The sequence below is a fragment of the Salinicola sp. CR57 genome, assembly GCF_003206585.1.
In the GTDB taxonomy this organism is placed as follows: Bacteria; Pseudomonadota; Gammaproteobacteria; order Pseudomonadales; family Halomonadaceae; genus Salinicola; species Salinicola lusitanus.
This window is the reverse complement of the sequence record NZ_PZJL01000014.1, coordinates 24,001-39,169: the sequence shown is the minus strand read 5'-3', so window position 1 is coordinate 39,169 and position 15,169 is coordinate 24,001. Positions and strand designations below refer to the sequence as shown.

Below are 15,169 nucleotides of genomic sequence, written 5' to 3'. Positions count from 1 at the left end.
CGAGCTACGAGCTACGAGCTACGAGCTACGAGCTACGAGCTACGAGCTACGAGCGAAAAGGTTGCGAAGCTCGGAAATCGACTGACGATTGCCGTTGCGGCCCGCTCGGCTTTCCGTTCTTGGCCTTCGGCTCGCAGCTCAAGGCCCGTCGCTCGTCGCGGATATCAGAACACCGAGGCGAACGGCCCCATCTCGATCTGGACCGATTTGGTCTGGGTGTAGTGCGCCAGGGTCTCGACGCCGTTCTCGCGACCGATGCCCGACTGCTTGTAGCCCCCGACCGGCATCTCCGCGGGGGAGTCGCCCCAGGTGTTGATCCAGCAGATGCCGGCCTCGATCCGGTGGATGACGCGGTGGGCGCGGTTGAGGCTTTCGGTGAACAGACCCGCGGCCAGGCCGTACTCGGTGTCGTTGGCGCGGCGGATCACCTCCTCCTCGTCATCGAAGGCGAGGATCGACATGATTGGGCCGAAGATCTCTTCCTTGACGATACGCATGTCGTCTTCGCAATCGGTATAGGCGGTGGGCGCAACCCAGGCGCCCTTGGCGAAATCGCCCTCGGTCAGGCGGTCGCCACCCACCAGCAGCCGCGCGCCATCCTGCTTGGCGATCTCCAGGTAGCTCGCCACCTTCTCGAGATGCTCGAAGCTGACCAGCGGGCCGAAATTGGTCTCCGGGTTCAGCGGATCGCCGGCCTTGATGCGGTTGACCCGCTCGACGATCTTGGCCTCGAACGCTTCCTTCACCGAGCGGTGGACGAACACCCGGGTGCCGTTGGTGCAGACCTGGCCGCTGGAGTAGAAGTTGGCCATCATCGCGCCGTCGGCGGCGCGGTCGAGATCGGCGTCGTCGAACACGATCAGCGGCGACTTGCCGCCCAGTTCCATGGTGACGTCCTTGAGCGTGGAACCGGCCGCGGCGGACATTACCTTCTTGCCGGTACCCACCTCGCCGGTGAAGGTGATCTTGGCAAGGCCGGGGTGCTCGGTGAGCATGGCGCCGACGCTACCGTCACCCTGGACGACGTTGAACACGCCGTCCGGCAGGCCGGCCTCGGTGAAGATCTCGGCCAGTTTCAGCGCGGTCAGCGGCGTGACTTCGCTCGGTTTGAACACCACCGCATTACCCGCGGCCAGGGCCGGGGCGGCTTTCCAGCAGGCGATCTGGATCGGGTAGTTCCAGGCACCGATGGCGCCGATCACGCCCAGCGGCTCGCGGCGGGTATAGACGAAGGAGTCTTCGCGCAGGGGGATCTGGGTGCCTTCGATGCTCGGCGCCAGGCCGGCGAAATACTCCAGGGCGTCGGCGCCGGTCACCACGTCGACGCTGGCCGTCTCGCTGATCGGCTTGCCGGTGTTGAGGGTTTCCAGCTCGGCCAGCTCGTCGTTGCATTCGCGCAGCAGGGCGACTGCCTTGTGCAAGATGCGCGCACGCTCCATGCCGGTCATCGCCGCCCACTGGCGCTGGGCGCGCTGGGCGCTTTCGATCGCCTTGTCGACGTCGGCCGCGGTGGCCTGCTGGACGCTGGCGATGACCTCGCCATTGGCCGGATTGACGGCGTCGAAGGTCTGGTTGCCGCTGGCCGGCGTGTGGCGGCCGTCGATATAGAGTGTCTGCGTCTCGAGTCGTGCCATGATGACTCTCCTTCGAATGGCGAATGAAATAGCGTGGCCGCTGTCTCGGCGGCCTGAATCCGATCTCTGGATCGATTGCGCCGGCTCGGCGCGGGTGCCTTCAAGCGTAGTCGTTGGCGCGGGTTCGGCTGTGGCTGGCGGTCTCGAGCTGCACTCGAACGTAGTCGTAGGCCAGTTGACGGGCGCGATCCACGTTCAGGCCCTCCTGGGCCAGGGCACCCCGCAGCCACAGTCCGTCGATCAGGGCGGCCAGTCCGCGCGCGGCGTCCCGGGCTTCCCGTTTCGGCAGCACGCGCCGGAACTGGCAGCTCAGGTTGGAGTAGAGCCGGCGGTCGTTGACCCGCTGCAACCGCTGCAATGGCGGGTGGTGCATGCTGCTGGCCCAGAACGCCAGCCAGGTCTTCATCACCGAGCGGCTGGTCTGGCTGCGATCGAAGTTGCCGTCGATGATGGCACGTAGATGCGCCTCCGGTGGGGCATCGCCCAGCGCCGCACGCCGTTCCAGCACGGCGTTGCCCAGATCGCTCAGGACGTGGCGCATGGTGGCTTCGAGCAACCCGTCCTTGCCGGCGAAGTAGTGGCTGATGATGCCGGTGGATACGCCCGCGCGCTTGGCGATCCTGGCGATCGTGGCATCTGCCAGCCCCGCCTCGTCGATCGCCTCCAGCGTCGCCTGGATCAGTTGGCGGCGGCGAATGGGTTGCATACCGACTTTCGGCACGGGCTTTACTCCTGCAGCGGGACTGACGTGATCGAACCTTACGGATAACCCGTTTCAGATCGGGTTTCCAGTGATCGCCGGAGAACCCGACTATTATCGAACCGACGACGTCGTTTGCCGACCATTATGGAAATTTTTTATTGAACGGTCAATCAACAAAAACTAGTGTATTGTGTCATCGAATGGAAAATGTGACATTCGATAATCAGTGGTTATTGACGAAAACCTACAATACGTTCAGGGAGTTCAAGCACCATGAGATATCAGCCGATTCTGTGGACCCTGGCCGGTGCCGGCCTGGCTGCGGCGCCGCTGGCCCAGGCGCAGGAGCAGGAGCCCGAGAGCTGTCAGACCGTCCGCTTCGCCGAGGTGGGCTGGACCGACATCCAGGCGACGACCGCCTTGACCAGCGTCGTGCTCGAAGGGCTTGGCTATGAAGCCACTTCGGACACCGTCTCCGTGCCGGTGGCCTACGCGGGCCTGAAAGGGGGCGACTTCGACGTGTTCTTGGGCAACTGGATGCCGTCGATGAAGTCGATCAGCGACCCCTACATCGAGAAAGGACAGGTCGATCGTCCGCGTGCCAACCTCGAGGGTGCCAAGTACACCCTGGCGGTGCCGGAGTACGTCATCGACGCCGGCGTCACCTCGGTTGCCGACCTGGACGAACATGCAGACCAGTTCGGTCACAAGCTGTTCGGCATCGAAGCAGGCAACGACGGCAACATGATCATCCAGCAGATGATCGACGACGACGCCTTTGGCCTGGGCGACTGGCAACTGGTCGACTCCAGTGAGGCCGGCATGCTTGCCGAGGTCCGGGCGCGTACCCAGAGCAAGGAGTGGATGGTGTTCCTGGGCTGGGCGCCGCACCCGATGAACACCAACTTCGATATCGGCTATCTCTCCGGCGCGGACGACTACTTCGGTCCGGACTACGGCGGCGCTACCGTCTATACCAATACCCGCGCCGGCTACGTCGACGAGTGCGGCAATGTCGGGCAGCTGCTTCAGAACCTGAGCTTCACGCTCGACATGGAAAACGAGGTCATGGGCAGCATCATGGACGACGGCGAGGACGAGAAGGACGCAGCCCGCGCCTGGCTCAAGGCGCATCCCGAGACGCTGGACAGCTGGCTCGAGGGCGTCGAGACGGTCGATGGCGAACCGGGCCTGCCGGCGGTCAAGGAAGCTCTGGGCATCTGATCCACCGCCGGGGGCGGACAGGGGAAAACGAGCCGAAAATGGCGCCGATTCTCACTGCAGGCTTGTCCTTCGACGAGCCTGCAGGTATAGTCCGCCCCCGTTGTCACTCGGCAACGTTTGCCGTCTCCCGGCAGCAGCGTCGGCTACGTAGCTCAGCTGGTTAGAGCACATCACTCATAATGATGGGGTCCCCTGTTCGAATCAGGGCGTAGCCACCAACGCTTCTCCTCTCTAGCCATTATCTATCCTCGGATATCCCTTCGCTCGCCCGGACGTGCTGCGCACGGTCACCAGGCCTGCCAAGTGGGGGAGAGGGGACGCGCAGCGTATTGATTGTGCTCGGTTATTCCTTTTCGACAATTCGAGAAATCCTGGCTTCCGGCCTTGACGCAAAAGACTCAGCGCGTATACTACGCCGCGTGCTGAAGGATGGTCCCCGATAGCTCAGTTGGTAGAGCAAATGACTGTTAATCATTGGGTCACAGGTTCGAGTCCTGTTCGGGGAGCCAACATCCATATCAGCCAGCGGTGAACGACGATCCCCGATAGCTCAGTTGGTAGAGCAAATGACTGTTAATCATTGGGTCACAGGTTCGAGTCCTGTTCGGGGAGCCATCGCCCACACCGCATGACGACATCGCTGCATCGATCCCCGATAGCTCAGTTGGTAGAGCAAATGACTGTTAATCATTGGGTCACAGGTTCGAGTCCTGTTCGGGGAGCCAGTGCGATGATCGTTCCAGAATTATCCCCCCCTTTCGTTCTCTGACTCCTTCGTGCTTTCGATGTCGCCCTGATTGACCGCAGGTCAGTGGCTTGGATGTCGCGTTGCGCTGAGTTTGGCGCCTTCTGGCGTGACTTTTGGCGTTAGCCGGACATTTGGGCTGAGACTCGACAACCTCCAAGCAAGGAGCCAACCCCGGTTCTGATCATGCTGGAGGCCACTTCGGCGACCGTCGCCTGTCTTGCCCTGACAGCCCATCATTTGTCTCTCACTCTCCAGTGCGTGTGGGGTTCCAGTTGATCGCCATGCCGGTGTTCCTCGACATCGGCATCGATCGGGACCATGAACAGGCGGCCGTGGCGCACGCCGCGCTCGCTGATGATGCGCTCGCCCAGGGCGTGTACGCTCTGGCTCTCGCCCTTCAGCACCGCTACCGACATCGAGTGCTCGTGATCGAGCAGCACCTCCAGCGTGGAATGGACCAGCGAGTGGTGGCGGTGCAGCAGCCGCGAGAGGTGCTGGGCGAGATCGCGGGTGGTGTGATCGAAGACCCAACTGAGCGTCGCCAGGCATGTCGTCGTCTCCTGCGGTGCATGCTGGCGCGAGTCCAGTAGCCCGGTCCTCAGCAGATCGCGCAGCGCCTCCGAGCGTCCCTGATAGCCGTGACTGGCCACCCGGGCATCGATGGCGCCGAGCAGCTCCTCGTCCAGGGTGATGGTGATGCGTTTCATGATCTATGGCTCCTGTCTTCATCTGGCTGGGTCAATCGCGAGTCGAGAGTCGGTGGCACCGTATAGCGTGGAAGCGGTCCGATGGCCTCGAACGCGACGCCTCGAGCTCCCTTCGGCGACCACCAGTATGATGAATCTCGATAGACATCATACTAAGCCGCCGATAGGCTCTCATCTCCTGACGGGGACGACGAGCACTCGACATCATGACAACCCATTCGATAACTGCCCGCGGCCGGCGGGGGCGACGTGCCCTGTGCATGGCGTCGCTGCTGATGGCTGCCGGGCTCTCCAGCGCCGCAATGGCGGCACCGGCCGGCGATGATCCCGTGCTGACCGTGGCCTGGCCCTACGACGTCGGCCCCCTCGATACGCAGGGCTATGGCGCCAACCAGATGATGGCCCAGGCGATGGTCTACGAGCCGCTGGTGCGCTTTCACGACGGTCGCCTCGAGCCGTGGCTCGCCACGCAGTGGTCGGTCTCCGACGATGGCCGCAGCTACCGGTTCACCTTGCGTGACAACGTCACCTTCTCCGATGGCGCGCCGTTCGACGCCGCGGCGGTGAAAGCCAATCTCGACGCCGTGATGGCGTGTCGGGACCACCACGCCTGGCTGGCGCTGGCGAACAAGCTGGAGTCGGTATCGATCGTCTCGCGAGATGAGGTCGAACTGCACCTGAAGACGGCCTACTACCCGACACTGATGGAGCTCTCGCTGATCCGCCCGCTGCGGTTCGCCTCCCCCAGCAGCCTGCAGAGCGATCTGCCGGCGGAGCAGGGCGGCTGCCGGCTCTCCCGCCCGATAGGCACCGGGCCGTGGGTCTTCAGCGGCCGCGAGCCGGGGCGAGTCGATCATTTCAAGCGCAACCCCAACTACTGGGGGGACTTGCCCGCCTACGCCGGCGTCGACGTACGTCTGATCAACGATCCCAACACCCGTGCCGTGGCGCTGGAGACCGGCCAGGTCGATCTCGTCCAGGGCGCACGCGGGCTGATCTCGGAAGACAGTTTCCAGCGTTTCGCGCAGGATCCACGCTTCGAGGCCAAGAATTCGCCGCCGCTGGCAACGCGCACCTTCGTCTTGAATTCCCACCACGGGCCGACCCGCTTCCTTGCGGTGCGTCAGGCGATCGAACACGCCGTCGACAAGCGGGCCATCGTGGCATCGCTGCTGTTCGACGCCGAGCCGGTGGCGCAGGCGCTGTTCTCACGCCAGGTACCCTACGCCGACATCGATCTGGCGCCCTACGAGTTCGATGTCGACGAAGCGAGGTCTCTGCTGGATCAAGCGGGTTGGACACCGGGTGAGGATGGCATTCGTACCCGCCAGGGCGAGCCATTGACGCTGGATCTCTACTTCGTCGGCGACGATCCGCTGCAGAAGGCCATGTCGCAGGTCGTGCAGGCCAATCTGAAGCAGGTCGGGATGCAGGTTCGTCTCCACGGGGAGGAGGAGACCGCGCTGATGAGCCGGCAGAAGAGTGGCGACTTCTCGATCATCTACAGCGATACCTGGGGCGCGCCCTACGAGCCGCACGCCTACCTGAGCTCGATGCGGGTGGCGGCCCACGCCGACTATCAGGCGCAGCTGGGTCTGCCCAACAAGGCCGAGATCGATCGCGAGATCGGCGAACTGCTGACCGAGCAGGACGAGGCCGCTCGCCAGGCGGGCTACACCCGGCTGCTGCGCGAGCTGCACGAGTCGGCGATCTACGTGCCCATCTCCTTCGTCACCGCCCGCTCGGTCAGCCGCCGGGACGCGGTCGAGGACGTCGAATTCGGCGACACCATGGAGGACATCCCGTTCTCGACCATGAGGCCGGCCGGTGAGTGAGTCGAACGCCAGCCGCCGGTTCGAGTCGCTGTGGCAGATCGCGCGGCGTCGTCTGGCGCTGATGCCGCTGCTGCTGCTGGCGGTGTCGCTGGTCATTTTTCTGCTGTTGCACCTGGGCCGCGGTGATCCAGCCCTCGACTACCTGCGGCTTTCCGGTATCTCCCCGACCGATCAGGCGGTCGCGGCGGCGCGCCATCAGTTGGGGCTCGATTTGCCGCTGTGGCAGCAGTACGCGCACTGGCTGTGGCAGGCGCTGCAGCTCGATTTCGGTACCTCGTTCATCAGCGGCCGCCCGGTGCTGACGGTAATGCTCGAGCACCTGCCGGCGACGCTGGCGCTGGTCGCCGTGGCGCTGGTCGTGACGGTGGTGGCGAGTCTGGCGCTGGGGTTGTGGGCTGGCCTGAATCCCGGCAGGTGGCCGGATCAGCTGGTACGCCTGGTGGCATTCCTCGGCGTGTCGATGCCCAACTTCTGGATCGGTTTCCTGCTCGTGCTGGTCTTCTCGATCTGGCTCGACTGGCTGCCGCCCATGGGGTACGGCGGACCCTTGCACTTCGTGATGCCGGCGCTGGCCATTTCGGTGATGACGATCTCCATCAATGCGCGGATGCTGCGCATGTCGATGGTGGAGACCGCGAATCAGCGTCACGTCCACTACGCCCGGCTGCGCGGTCTCTCGCGGCGGCGCGTGGTGTTCGCGCACCAGCTTCCCGGCGCGCTGTTGCCGCTGTTGACCGCCTCCGGCATGGCCATCGGCGAGTTGATCGGTGGCGCCTTCGTCATCGAGAACATCTTCGCCTGGCCCGGCGTTGGCCGGCTGGCGGTGGATGCCATCCAGAACCGAGACTTTCCGGTGCTGCAGTGCTTCACCCTGTTGATGACGCTGGTCTACGTGATGGCCAACCTGGGCGTCGATCTGGTCCATGCCTGGCTGGATCCGCGGGTGCGCCGACGCCGACCGCAGTCTGGCGAGACGATAGGACGCTACGGTCCCTCGGCCGGGGCGGAGCGACCATGACCGAATGGGCTTCGTCGCCGGCCATGCCCGCGACCCGTCGGCGGCTGTGGCCGCAGCTCCGGCTGACGCCGCGCTGGGGGGTGCCCGTCGGTGGCCTGCTGGTGGGTCTGTTGATCGCGGTGACCCTGGTCGCGCCGTGGATCGTGCCGTTCGACCCCGACCAGGTCGACGTGGCGAACCGGCTCGCGCCGATGACCGCTCAGCACTGGCTCGGTACCGACGAACTCGGCCGGGACGTACTCTCTCGGCTGCTGATCGGTGCCCGCGTGTCGCTGGGGACCGTGGCCGCGATTCTCGCCCTGGTGTTTGCCATCGGGGTGACGCTGGGCAGTCTCGCCGGGCTCGCCGGCGGCCGGATCGATCAGCTGGTGATGCGCACGGCGGATCTGTTCCTGACCTTCCCGACCTTCGTCATGGCCATGTGCCTGATTGGCGTATTGGGTACCGGCATGACCAGCATGATTCTCGCCATCGCGCTGACGCACTGGGCCTGGTACGCCCGCGTGGTGCGGATTCTGGTGATCTCCCAGCGCTCGCGGGATTACGTGCTCGCCGCGACCCTGTGCGGAGCGTCGCGCTGGGCCACGTTTCGTCGCCACATGCTGCCAGGTATCAGCGTGCAGGTGCTGATTCTGCTGACGCTGGATCTCGGCCACATGATGCTGCACGTGGCGGCGCTGTCGTTCCTCGGCCTCGGCGTCGCGCCGCCGACGCCCGAGTGGGGCGTGATGATCAGCGACGCGCGCGACCTGATCTGGGCACGACCGGCGCTGGTGATCTGGCCCGGTCTCGCCATTTTCCTGAGCGTGGCGGCGTTCAATCTGCTCAGCGACGGCCTGCGTGATCGGCTCGACCCCGCCCTCAAGAAGGCTCACGGATGACCACGCTCACGCTGGACGCCCTCAGTGTCCATCAGGGCGCACGCTGCCTGCTGGACCAGGTGTCGTTGACGCTGACGACCGGGCGCGTTCATGCCCTGGTCGGGCCGAGCGGCGCCGGCAAGTCGATGACCGCGGCCGTGCTCTCCGGATTGCCCCTGGCGACGGGGCTCGCGCGGCGCGGGGGCGAGGTGCATGGGGCGAACGGCACGCCGCGGCTGGCCCACGTGGTACAGAATCCGCGCACCGCCTTCAACCCGCTGATGACCATGCGCCGTCACGGCCTGGAAACGCTGGCCGCGCGCGGCATCCGGGGACGCGAGGCGGAGGCCTCGCTGCTGGCCGCGCTGGCGGAAGTCGGGCTGGAAACTGTCGTCGCGCCCCGTTATGCGTTCGAACTTTCCGGCGGCATGTTGCAGCGCATGATGCTGGCGCTGGCGCTGCTGCAGGGCGCGGACTTCCTGATCGCCGACGAGCCGACGTCGGATCTCGACGCGCCCGCCCAGCAGCGCGTTCTCGCACTCATCGAGCGGCTGGTGAAACGTCACGGCCTCGGGGTGCTGCTGATCACTCATGACCTGGGCATCGTCTCTCGCTATGCCGACACCGTTCAGGTGATCGACGCCGGGCGAATCGTGGAGTCCACCACGCCGGCGGCGCTGTTTCAGGCCCCCGACAGTGCCGCCGCCCGGGCGCTGCTGGCCGCCCACCGCGCATTGAGCGACGTCTATCGGGCTCGCGCTGGAGTGGACGAGGGATGATCGCGCTCGAGGAGATGACCCAGGTCTATGCCGGCCAGCGGGTACTCGGTCCGGTCAATCTCGTCCTGGAGGCGGGGGAGCGGGTGGCGCTGGTCGGCGCCAGCGGCGAAGGCAAGAGCACGCTCGCCAGGCTGCTATTGGGGCTGGAGAGACCCGCGAGCGGTCGCCTGATGTTCGACGGCAGCGTGCTGGATCGGCGTGCTCGCCCGGTCATGCGGACGTTCCGGCGCCAGGTGCAGGGCGTGTTCCAGGATGCGCCCGGCGCGGTCAATCCACGCCATCGCGTGGAGCGGATCATCGGCGAGCCGCTCGAACACCTGACCTCGCTCGACCGGTCCGCGCGCCAGGCGCGGGTCATGGCGATGCTGGCCGCGGTGCAACTGCCGACCGAACTGGCCTCCCGGCTGCCACATCAGCTTTCCGGTGGGCAGCTGCAGCGGGTCTGCCTGGCCAGGGCGCTGGCGATCGAGCCGGCGCTCCTCGTCTGCGACGAAGTCACCTCCGGGCTGGATACGATCCTGCAGGTGGCGCTGGGCGATTGGCTCCTGGCGCACTGCCGGCAACAGCGCATGGGGCTCGTGTTCGTCACCCACGACCTGCGCCTGGCCCGGCGATTGTGCGACCGGCTGGTGGTGATCGAACGCGGCGTCATCGTCGACGACGTGCGCGCCCACCAGTCGTTCACGCATCCCGCCGCCATGGCGCTGGAGGCTGCCGTTCTCACTTGAGGGATTGACGGCGTCACTGGCGCCTACCGTATCAATCCCGACTTCACGGTGAGTACCGGCATCGACAACCTGTTCGACAACACCGACAGCGAGCACCTGAACCTCGCCGGCAATGCGGGCTTCGGCTACCCGGGCGACACGCGGGTCAACGATCCGGGGCGTATGCTGTGGGCGAAGCTGGACTTTCATTTCTGAGCTGTCTTTTCAGAAACCAGGGGCCGCGGTGACTTGACCCCATCCTGACGTCGTGGCGGCGCATTTCGACCCGCCGCCGCGGCACGCACGCCAAGACCTCAAAGGAGTCTACTCTCATGACACGTACGTCCTTCGAACCGACTGACCTCAAGCGGCCGCCAGCCTGGCCGCGCTCCCTGGCACGACTGGCGCTGATCGGCCTGTGCCTCGTCAGCGCCCAGGCCTTCGCTCATGCCCATCTGGACAGCGCAAGCCCGGCCGAGGATGCGGAAGTCGGCTCGCCGGCGACCATCGAACTCGGCTTCACCGAAGCGCTGGAACTGCCGTTCAGCGGCATCGAGCTGGTCGACGCCGACGGCAACGCCGTCGAGCTGGGCGAGACGACGCTGGATGACGACGATAAGACGCTGGTGGCCCCCGTCACCGAACCGCTCGATCCCGGCCACTACGAGGTGCAGTGGCACGTGCTCTCGGTGGATGGCCACAAGACCGAGGGCGACTATCGCTTCGACGTCACACCGTGATTGACGCCGATGCGGCATGGATCGCCAGCCGCTTCGTCTTCTATCTGGGCACGCTCTTCCTGTGGGGCGCCAGCAGCGTCTGCCTGCTGGTGCCGACGCCGTTACGCGGCGATCTCTGGCAAGCGATACAGCGCTGGGTGATCGCTGCGCTGATCATGACGGTCGCTGCGACCGTCATGACGCTGCCGGCGAGCAGTGTGGCGATCGTCGGCGACTGGGCTGGCGGACTAGAGCTTTCCAACCTGTGGTTGGTGGCGACGCAGACGCGGGGTGGCTCGGCCTGGTTCTACCAGGTCGCGACGACGGCGCTGCTGATGGTGGTCGCGTTATCCAGGCGCTCACGCACGCCTGCGACGGTGGCCATCATGGCCGCATTGGTGCTGGTCTCCCCGGTACTCGTCGGGCATACCGCTCTCCATACCGGCTGGTTGCAGTGGCTGCATCGCGGCAACGACTGGCTGCATCTGCTGGCCGCCGGCTTCTGGTTCGGAGCGCTCTATCCGGTGGTGCGTCTGCTGCGGGATTTTCGTCGGCCTGCGCACGAGCCGGTCGCGCTCCGGGCGCTGATGCGCTTTTCGCGGGCGGGGCATGTCGCGGTCGCAGGCGTCATCGCCACTGGCGTCGCCAATGTCTGGCTGGTCGTCGGGGCGTGGCCCGGCGATCTCGAGGTGGGTTATCAGCGGTGGCTCTGGGTCAAGATCGCGCTCGTGGGTCTGTTGACGAGCATGGCGCTGTTCAATCGATACTGGCTCTCGCCACGATTGCGGCGGGGCGCTGGGGGAACGCCAATTGATCGTGCGTTAAGACGTATGACGTTGGCTGAAATCGCCGTCCTGGCGGTAGTAATAGGACTCGTCGCCACGTTCGGTATCTGGAATCCGAGCCGTTGAGCGAGGGGAGAGCAGGGCGTCTCCGACCGCCTGCGTTCGCCAACGGCCGGCAGTGGTCCGGCAACCGATAGGCTTGCCGGCTTTTACGGGCAGGATTTCTGAAGACGACGCGGATCGGGAGCCGGTCTCGCGCCGTCCGGTTCAGCCTGGATCGATCGCGAGTATCAGCCGTTGGCCGGGCGGGGAGCGGTGAATCAGTCCGCGTCCGGCGTTGCCGATCCAGCTCGAGCCTTTCATCAGCGCCAGGTCGCCACACGACAGACGCTGGATCCGCTCAGGGTCGCGAACGATGTCCGGTTTGTCCGGGTGGGCGGCGCCGAGGCCGCGGCGATCGGCGGCGTCGTCCGGAAGCCACTCGGTGCCAGCGCCGGCGTAGGTCGTGATAAAGCGCACGCCGAGATTGTCGACGTGGAATCGCGGACACATGGCGCCTTCGAGCTTGCGCAGTCGCACGCCGATCTGAGGCGCGTCGAACAGGTAGGCGATCGCCTCGGCCATCAGACACACGTCGGCGACCAGCGCCTCCTCCTGCGTCACTTTCAGTTTACGCGCGAGATCGGCGCACATGGTGTCGTCGGCCGGGCCACGCCAGGACCATTCGAGCGAGCGCGACTCCCGCATCAAGCCATCGACACTGGCCGTGATCTCGTCGGAGAGCGGTCGCCGCATGACACTCAATGTTATGCCGTCATCGAAGATGCGCGGCAGATGGTCAATGGTGTCGCCGATGACCCAGTGCATCGTGTCGGTGTTGCCACCGAGTGGGGCGAGGGCGTTCCCGGCGGATGGGGATACCTGCGGGGCTGACAGTGACGTCGCGGACATGAGGCTCTCCTGGCGAGGCGCGGGTCGGATCGACTCAGCGCGTGGCGAAGTTGTGCTCGATCCGTGCAACCGCATCGTGGGCGTGCAGGCTCTCGGCATGAGTGATATCGACGCGGTAGCCGTCGACCCCGGGTTGGTCCTCGCAGCGCTCGCCAAGGCGCCGCGCGGCGTCTTCGCAGAACATGAGGTTGGCCCCATTGCGCTCGGCGAACGCCTGTTCGTCGATCCGCTTGACCAGCGTCTGCACCGGTGTCTGCAGCGCCTGCTCGAAGTCGTCGATGCGGGAAGCGAAGTCCAGTGTTGTCGACTCGGCCAGCAGGAGGGCAATGCGCGCCCGGCTGCGCTGACTATGTGGCGTGGGGAAGCTGCCATCCTGCTCGATCCAGCGGGCTAGCGTGTCGGGGTCACGCGCGGCGTCCGGATGCTCGTCGGCCCAGGCGCGCCAGTCCCGCGCCATGGCGTGGCGGGCGAGGGCTGTCGAGCAGGGGCAGGTGGACGAATAATCGAGCGACAGCGTCAGCACGGTGTGCAGATCATCGCGCATGCCGCCGAGCGCGAGCGTTACCGGATAGTGTCGCCAGCCACTGGCGTCGCTCAACAGTGCCGGTCGACGCAGCGGCAGATCGAAATGCAGGGAGAGCTCGAGGCGTTCGCTGATCCCTGCCTGGCTGTCGAGCAGCGCAGCGCCCAGATCGCGGAAGTCATCGACACTCAGTGGCGTTTCGTCGAGTCGGTCGAGCAGGCGGTAAAGTCGCGACATGTGAATGCCCCGATGCCCGGCTGCCAGATTCACGCCGACGTCCACCGTGACCGGAAGCCGGGTGCCATCCTCCAGCAGCAGGCGAGAAGCGATACCGCCCATGCCGACATGTTGCAATGCGCGAGGCTGGTGGCTACCCGCCATGCCGATCTGTCCGGCGACATCGGGAAGTGGGCGAAGTGAAGTCATGGTCAATCGGTGTCTCATGAAATGTTATCTCATAACATACGCTTCATGGACGTTTTCGGCAATCCGGAGCGACCCGGGACTGGGTCTCGATGGGAGGATCATCCCACCTCACGCATCAGAGGGGGTTGGTGATACTGGAGGCGGCCGACCTGCACATGCTGTCGGGGGCGATCGACTCCCCGGTCCATTGTCGCGAGCCTGGCCAGCCGACGGACGGACCGATGTCTATCCCAGCCCTCGCCGGAGAGGCGGTGCCCGGCAGCCGGCTTCACGGCCTGGCAGTTCAAGTCGTTTGAACGTGGTTCATCTTTCCCGAGCAACGCTCAGGCGAGCTGAGAAGAGTGGTGGCCGGTGATTCTCCATTCGCCCTGGATCTCCTCGAAGGTGAACAGGAAACGGGCGGGGATGGTGACGGTCTCTCCCTCCAGACGATAGCTGAAGACGTAGTGTCCCCCGACCACGACTGTGCCCAGCTTGCGGCTGACGCGGCGTGAATAGTCGCCGAGTTCGCAGGTCAGCGCCTCGTTGGCGAGGAAGCTGTCGAAGTAGCGCTGGCGCTCGTGGCGGTTCTCGCGCACGTCATTGGCGACCGTGGGTACCAGAATCGCATCTTCGGCGTAGAGTGAAAGCAGGGTCTCCTTCTCGCCCCGGCTGACGGCGATCGCCCAGCGTTCCAGCGTACGCGAGGCGGCGTTGAGACAGAACTCGGTGTCGCGTTCGGTCAGGGCAGGGGAGGTCGGATGAGGCATCGCAGTAAGGTTCCTTGTCCAATGGAAGAGCTACCAACGTCGATCTGACGACAGCGCCGGCAAGACGATGGCGCTAGGTCGACGGCGACGCGAATGAACGCGCTGCTTGCTCGAACCAGCTGACGACCTGTTGGTGGTGGCGTCGACCGTAGAACGCGATCAGGCGCTGGGTCGCATAGTCGCGCGGGTCGTCCAGTGCCTGCAGCCGCTGCGCCACGTATTCCCGGGTCAGCGAAATCTGGCACTCGACGGTGATGCAGTGGTGCCACTCCTCGAAGGTGGTGGGGATTGGTGGGGTCGACATGGCAATCTCCGCTCAAAATATAATGTTATATTATAACATTTTTGGTGTGAAGCTCAGACTATTTTGATCGACTCGCCAGCGGACCAAGGCGTTGTTGCGCGGGGAAGCGCTGCTCGGGCCAGGTCGGGCTTGCCGACGAAACAGCGCGTTGCCATCGCTCGCGGCCTGGCGATGGATCCCGAGGGGATCTTCTTCGACGAAACCATCTCGGCGTCGAGTCCGGAGCGGCGTGACGAACTGCTCGGCATCATGCGCAAGCTCGCCGACAACGGCATGACCAGGCTGGTCGTCACCCACGAGATTCCCTTCGCGCGGGAGGCAGCCGACCGCGTGATCTTCATGGAGAACGGCCGCGTACTCACCGCCTGCGCCAAGGAGCTCTTCTTCGGCGACAGAACCGGCCTCGCCGACATCAGCGAGCGGATCGAGCGTTTTCTGGGTCGTCCCTGAAGACCTGGTGGGTCCGGACGCTCTTCCTCCCTCGCCATCAGCGGGAC

Annotated in this window: 17 protein-coding genes and 4 tRNA genes; 14 read left to right on the top strand and 7 right to left on the bottom strand. The window is 65.1% G+C overall.

Going from position 1 to position 15,169, the window contains the following annotated elements; all coding sequences use genetic code 11:
* Positions 1–164: 164 nt before the first annotated feature.
* The gene (betB, locus tag DOM56_RS18425; protein WP_110710463.1) at positions 165–1,634 is read right to left on the bottom strand and encodes a betaine-aldehyde dehydrogenase; all 1,470 of its coding nucleotides are present in this window, start codon (positions 1,632–1,634) and stop codon (positions 165–167) included.
* A 100-nt stretch (positions 1,635–1,734) separates the two neighbouring features.
* The gene (betI, locus tag DOM56_RS18420; protein WP_110710462.1) at positions 1,735–2,355 is read right to left on the bottom strand and encodes a transcriptional regulator BetI; all 621 of its coding nucleotides are present in this window, start codon (positions 2,353–2,355) and stop codon (positions 1,735–1,737) included.
* A 255-nt stretch (positions 2,356–2,610) separates the two neighbouring features.
* On the opposite strand from betI, the gene DOM56_RS18415 reads away from it, so the two are divergent.
* The 5 genes from DOM56_RS18415 (at position 2,611) to DOM56_RS18395 (ending at position 4,286) form a co-directional block, all read left to right on the top strand.
* Entirely contained in the window at positions 2,611–3,561 is a 951-nt protein-coding gene (locus DOM56_RS18415; RefSeq protein ID WP_110710461.1) for a choline ABC transporter substrate-binding protein, read from the top strand.
* 141 nt (positions 3,562–3,702) lie between these two features.
* A tRNA-Met gene (locus DOM56_RS18410) sits at positions 3,703–3,779 on the top strand.
* A gap of 215 nt (positions 3,780–3,994) precedes the next feature.
* A tRNA-Asn gene (locus DOM56_RS18405) sits at positions 3,995–4,070 on the top strand.
* A 30-nt stretch (positions 4,071–4,100) separates the two neighbouring features.
* A tRNA-Asn gene (locus tag DOM56_RS18400) sits at positions 4,101–4,176 on the top strand.
* Positions 4,177–4,210: 34 nt separating this feature from the next.
* Positions 4,211–4,286: transfer RNA gene (locus DOM56_RS18395), tRNA-Asn, on the top strand.
* Between the two features lie 256 nt (positions 4,287–4,542).
* Here the strand turns inward: DOM56_RS18395 and nikR are convergent.
* On the bottom strand, positions 4,543–5,016 hold the full coding sequence (gene nikR / locus DOM56_RS18390) for a nickel-responsive transcriptional regulator NikR (protein ID WP_110710460.1): 474 nt from the start codon (positions 5,014–5,016) through the stop codon (positions 4,543–4,545).
* 206 nt (positions 5,017–5,222) lie between these two features.
* Here nikR and nikA point away from each other — a divergent pair, with 206 nt between their 5' ends.
* The 8 genes from nikA (at position 5,223) to copD (ending at position 11,845) form a co-directional block, all read left to right on the top strand.
* Entirely contained in the window at positions 5,223–6,851 is a 1,629-nt protein-coding gene (gene nikA / locus DOM56_RS18385; protein WP_198655837.1) for a nickel ABC transporter substrate-binding protein, read from the top strand.
* The gene (gene nikB, locus DOM56_RS18380; RefSeq protein WP_232822360.1) at positions 6,844–7,869 is read left to right on the top strand and encodes a nickel ABC transporter permease subunit NikB; all 1,026 of its coding nucleotides are present in this window, start codon (positions 6,844–6,846) and stop codon (positions 7,867–7,869) included. Before nikA ends, nikB begins: the two co-directional genes overlap by 8 nt.
* Complete coding sequence (nikC, locus tag DOM56_RS18375) at positions 7,866–8,750, top strand: nickel ABC transporter permease subunit NikC (RefSeq protein ID WP_110710458.1); 885 nt, start codon at positions 7,866–7,868, stop codon at positions 8,748–8,750. Before nikB ends, nikC begins: the two co-directional genes overlap by 4 nt.
* Positions 8,747–9,508 (top strand): ATP-binding cassette domain-containing protein, encoded by a 762-nt coding sequence (locus DOM56_RS18370; protein ID WP_110710457.1) that lies wholly within the window; start codon positions 8,747–8,749, stop codon positions 9,506–9,508. The genes nikC and DOM56_RS18370 overlap by 4 nt, the downstream gene beginning before the upstream one ends.
* On the top strand, positions 9,505–10,236 hold the full coding sequence (locus tag DOM56_RS18365) for an ATP-binding cassette domain-containing protein (RefSeq protein ID WP_110710456.1): 732 nt from the start codon (positions 9,505–9,507) through the stop codon (positions 10,234–10,236). The genes DOM56_RS18370 and DOM56_RS18365 overlap by 4 nt, the downstream gene beginning before the upstream one ends.
* 48 nt (positions 10,237–10,284) lie before the next feature.
* Positions 10,285–10,431 carry a hypothetical protein gene (locus tag DOM56_RS18360; protein WP_198655836.1) on the top strand — a complete coding sequence of 49 codons (147 nt, stop codon included), beginning with the start codon at positions 10,285–10,287 and terminating at the stop codon, positions 10,429–10,431.
* Positions 10,432–10,547: 116 nt separating this feature from the next.
* Positions 10,548–10,955 (top strand): copper homeostasis periplasmic binding protein CopC, encoded by a 408-nt coding sequence (gene copC, locus DOM56_RS18355; RefSeq protein ID WP_110710455.1) that lies wholly within the window; start codon positions 10,548–10,550, stop codon positions 10,953–10,955.
* A complete protein-coding gene (gene copD / locus DOM56_RS18350) occupies positions 10,952–11,845 on the top strand; it encodes a copper homeostasis membrane protein CopD (RefSeq protein WP_110710454.1) in 894 nt (297 codons plus the stop codon). The genes copC and copD overlap by 4 nt, the downstream gene beginning before the upstream one ends.
* A gap of 141 nt (positions 11,846–11,986) precedes the next feature.
* On the opposite strand, the gene DOM56_RS18345 is transcribed toward copD, so the two are convergent.
* From DOM56_RS18345 to DOM56_RS18325, 4 genes are all read right to left on the bottom strand, one after another.
* The gene (locus DOM56_RS18345) at positions 11,987–12,670 is read right to left on the bottom strand and encodes a DUF1826 domain-containing protein (RefSeq protein WP_232822359.1); all 684 of its coding nucleotides are present in this window, start codon (positions 12,668–12,670) and stop codon (positions 11,987–11,989) included.
* Between the two features lie 34 nt (positions 12,671–12,704).
* Positions 12,705–13,619 (bottom strand): GTP cyclohydrolase FolE2, encoded by a 915-nt coding sequence (gene folE2 / locus DOM56_RS18340; RefSeq protein WP_110710465.1) that lies wholly within the window; start codon positions 13,617–13,619, stop codon positions 12,705–12,707.
* A gap of 323 nt (positions 13,620–13,942) precedes the next feature.
* Positions 13,943–14,368 (bottom strand): nuclear transport factor 2 family protein, encoded by a 426-nt coding sequence (locus DOM56_RS18330; protein WP_110710452.1) that lies wholly within the window; start codon positions 14,366–14,368, stop codon positions 13,943–13,945.
* Between the two features lie 73 nt (positions 14,369–14,441).
* Positions 14,442–14,672 (bottom strand): hypothetical protein, encoded by a 231-nt coding sequence (locus DOM56_RS18325; RefSeq protein WP_110710451.1) that lies wholly within the window; start codon positions 14,670–14,672, stop codon positions 14,442–14,444.
* Between the two features lie 129 nt (positions 14,673–14,801).
* Here DOM56_RS18325 and DOM56_RS18320 point away from each other — a divergent pair, with 129 nt between their 5' ends.
* Positions 14,802–15,122, top strand: a complete 321-nt coding sequence (locus DOM56_RS18320) for an amino acid ABC transporter ATP-binding protein (protein WP_198655835.1) — start codon at positions 14,802–14,804, stop codon at positions 15,120–15,122.
* The last annotated feature ends 47 nt before the right edge of the window (positions 15,123–15,169 follow it).

Coding starts and splice junctions, on each gene's coding strand:
- betB (WP_110710463.1), bottom strand. CDS start 1,634: ATGGCACGACTCGAGACGCAGACACTCTATATCGACGGCCGCCACACG.
- DOM56_RS18415 (WP_110710461.1), top strand. CDS start 2,611: ATGAGATATCAGCCGATTCTGTGGACCCTGGCCGGTGCCGGCCTGGCT.
- nikR (WP_110710460.1), bottom strand. CDS start 5,016: ATGAAACGCATCACCATCACCCTGGACGAGGAGCTGCTCGGCGCCATC.
- nikA (WP_198655837.1), top strand. CDS start 5,223: ATGACAACCCATTCGATAACTGCCCGCGGCCGGCGGGGGCGACGTGCC.
- nikC (WP_110710458.1), top strand. CDS start 7,866: ATGACCGAATGGGCTTCGTCGCCGGCCATGCCCGCGACCCGTCGGCGG.
- DOM56_RS18370 (WP_110710457.1), top strand. CDS start 8,747: ATGACCACGCTCACGCTGGACGCCCTCAGTGTCCATCAGGGCGCACGC.
- DOM56_RS18365 (WP_110710456.1), top strand. CDS start 9,505: ATGATCGCGCTCGAGGAGATGACCCAGGTCTATGCCGGCCAGCGGGTA.
- copC (WP_110710455.1), top strand. CDS start 10,548: ATGACACGTACGTCCTTCGAACCGACTGACCTCAAGCGGCCGCCAGCC.
- DOM56_RS18345 (WP_232822359.1), bottom strand. CDS start 12,670: ATGTCCGCGACGTCACTGTCAGCCCCGCAGGTATCCCCATCCGCCGGG.
- folE2 (WP_110710465.1), bottom strand. CDS start 13,619: ATGACTTCACTTCGCCCACTTCCCGATGTCGCCGGACAGATCGGCATG.
- DOM56_RS18330 (WP_110710452.1), bottom strand. CDS start 14,368: ATGCCTCATCCGACCTCCCCTGCCCTGACCGAACGCGACACCGAGTTC.
- DOM56_RS18325 (WP_110710451.1), bottom strand. CDS start 14,672: ATGTCGACCCCACCAATCCCCACCACCTTCGAGGAGTGGCACCACTGC.